The 2169-nt window shown below is 73.3% G+C and carries 2 protein-coding genes; one reads left to right on the top strand and one right to left on the bottom strand.

All coding sequences use genetic code 11. The annotated features are described in order from the left end of the window. A partial coding sequence (locus DZG00_RS14870) for an ABC transporter ATP-binding protein (protein ID WP_147360041.1) occupies positions 1 to 936 on the bottom strand: 936 nt, incomplete at its 3' end. 220 nt (positions 937 to 1156) lie between these two features. Between DZG00_RS14870 and DZG00_RS14865 the strand changes: the two genes are divergently transcribed. Then, complete coding sequence (locus tag DZG00_RS14865; RefSeq protein WP_041464267.1) at positions 1157 to 2083, top strand: ABC transporter ATP-binding protein; 927 nt, start codon at positions 1157 to 1159, stop codon at positions 2081 to 2083. The last annotated feature ends 86 nt before the right edge of the window (positions 2084 to 2169 follow it).

Raw genomic sequence — 2169 nt, 5'->3', positions numbered from 1 at the left:
CATGAGGAAGAGGAACAGGATGAAGGCCACGAGGTCGCCGACCGTGATGGCGCCGGCCGCCACGCGGTACCCGCCGACCCCGACCACCACGAGGAACGACGCCTGCAGCGCGATCCCGGCGATGGGCACGACGACGGCGGACGCCTTCGCGACCTTGATCCCCATCTCCCACGCGCCCTCGGCGTCGGTCTCGATGGCGCGGATCTCGCGGTCGGTGGCGTTGCTGGCTCGCACGGTGCGGATCGCGCCGATGGCACGCTCGACGCTCGCGGCCAGGTCGCCGACCTTGCGCTGCGCGCGCTGGCTGGCGATGCGGATCCGGCCGGACAGCCCCACGACCGCGACGACCGAGACGGCGACCACGAGCACGGTGAGGCCGAGGAGCACGGGGTCGATGATGAGCATCGCGATGATGGCGCCGAGGAACGTGACCGCTCCGCCGATCGCCTCGACGAGCCCCTGGGTGAGGACGGCGCGGAGGAGCGTGGTGTCGGAGCCGACGCGGGAGACGAGGTCGCCCGTGCGGCGCGTGTCGAACTCGGAGATGGGGAGGCGGAGGATCCGGCGCACGAGCGTGCGGCGCGACGACAGCACGATCCCCTCGCCCATCCGCTGCAGGAGGTAGTGCTGGTAGCCGGACAGGACGCCGGACACGACGACGAGCCCGACGAGCGCCCAGACGAGGACGCCGAGCTGGCCGCCCTCCTGCACGACGCCCACCACGCGCTGCACGAGGAGCGGCTGGCCGAGGCTCGCGGCGGCGCCGAGCACGCTGAGCACCACCACGAAGGCCATGAGTCCGCGCTGCTCGAGGATGTACGGCAGCAGCTCCGAGAAGCGCGCGCGGGGGCCGTCGTCGGCGGAGTCGCGGCGGGCGAACGGGTTGCGGGAGCGGGCGCGCGGCGCGGCGGCGGTCTCGGGGCGGGCGGTGCTCATGCGTGGTCTCCGGAGGTGGTGAGCGAGGTCGGACGGCGACGCGACGGGATCCTCGACGGCAGCCGCAGGTGGGCGGAGGCCCGGGATCGGGCGCATCGCACCGCCCCCAGGACTCTACGCGCCGCATGCGGGGCGTCCGCCGGGTGCCGATGGGCTCCGGGCGATCGGGGGCATTCCCGCCCATGGTGGAAAGCCGTCCCGCTCCCTAGGCTGGCTGATCGTGCCCACCCCCGTCATCACCGCCGACCGCCTCGTGAAGAAGTACGGGGACCACGTCGCCGTCGACGGCCTCTCCTTCGAGGTCGCGCCCGGCGAGTCCTTCGGGCTGCTCGGGCCCAACGGCGCCGGCAAGTCCACGACCATGCGCATGATCGGCGCGGTCTCCTCGCGCACGGGCGGCTCCCTCGACATCCTCGGGCTCGACCCCGACACCCACGGGCCGGAGATCCGGTCGCAGCTGGGCGTCGTGCCGCAGGCCGACAACCTCGACCTCGAGCTCAAGGCGCGCGACAACCTCATCGTCTACGGCCGCTACTTCGGGCTGCCGCGCAAGCAGGTCGCGGCGCGCGCCGACGAGCTGCTCGAGTTCGCGCAGCTGAGCGACCGCGCGAACGCCAAGGTCGACGACCTCTCCGGCGGCATGAAGCGGCGCCTCACGATCGCGCGCGCCCTCATCAGCGACCCGCGGATCCTGCTGCTCGACGAGCCGACCACCGGCCTCGACCCGCAGGCCCGCCACATCCTCTGGGACCGCCTGTTCCGCCTCAAGGAGCAGGGCACGACGCTCGTGCTCACCACGCACTACATGGACGAGGCCGAGCAGCTCTGCGACCGGATCGTGGTGGTCGACGAGGGCCGGATCATGGCGGAGGGCTCGCCCGCGTCCCTCATCCGGGACCACTCGAGCCGCGAGGTGCTCGAGGTGCGCTTCGGCTCCGACCGCAACGAGTCCGCGTCGCGCGAGATAGCCGGGTACGGCGACCGCGTCGAGGTGCTGCCCGACCGGGTGCTCGTCTACGCGTCCGACGGCGAGGCCGTGCTCAGCCGGATCCTCGAGCAGGGCCTGAAGCCCATCACCACGCTCGTGCGCCGCTCCAGCCTCGAGGACGTCTTCCTCCGCCTCACGGGACGGAGCCTGGTCGAGTGAGCGTCGTCGACCGCAGCGCCGCCGGGGGATCCGCGGCCGAGGGCCCCCGCGCCGCCGCCGACGACAGGGCCCGCGCCGTCGCGGGC

It is taken from the genome of Clavibacter lycopersici, from assembly GCF_003576405.1.
Classification (GTDB): domain Bacteria; phylum Actinomycetota; class Actinomycetes; order Actinomycetales; family Microbacteriaceae; genus Clavibacter; species Clavibacter lycopersici.
Note: the sequence above shows the minus strand (reverse complement) of the source record. Positions and strands in the feature narration are given on the sequence as shown.